Below are 418 nucleotides of genomic sequence, written 5' to 3'. Positions count from 1 at the left end.
GTGCGTATGTTGGCTTCCAGCTCAAGCCAATGTTCGTTGAGCGATTCAAAACGGTCGATACGGCCCCATTTATGGACGAAATGCCCCATCGCCCGAAACACCGGATCGTAGTCTTCCATGTTGGCGACGCGGTAATATTCCGAAAGGGCTGCTTTCAGCTTGGCGTCGAGCGCGTCATAGGGCGCGTCGCCGATACCGAGCACCCTGGCCCCGGCCTTCTTCAAACGGTCGCAGAAATCCGCGCCGTTGGCGGGAAAATGCGGCGAGAAGAACACGAAATTCATGAACGACCCCTCCCGCGACAGGGGCATCGAAACCCTGTCGATGCCCGAGTCTGGCGCATTTGCCGCGCGTGGGGAAGAGCGCGCATGTTCGGGACAACATCCGACAGATCACGGCCCGCCACGCGGCCCCCACT

The 418-nt window shown here is 60.3% G+C and carries 1 pseudogene; it reads right to left on the bottom strand.

The features are described from left to right. Nucleotides 1-284: pseudogene (locus EN906_RS37010) on the bottom strand (SDR family oxidoreductase); the annotation flags it as partial. Nucleotides 285-418: the final 134 nt, after the last annotated feature.

The organism is Mesorhizobium sp. M7A.F.Ca.CA.004.06.1.1 (genome assembly GCF_003999135.1).
Lineage (GTDB): Bacteria > Pseudomonadota > Alphaproteobacteria > Rhizobiales > Rhizobiaceae > Mesorhizobium.
This window is presented reverse-complemented; position numbering and strand designations above follow the sequence as displayed.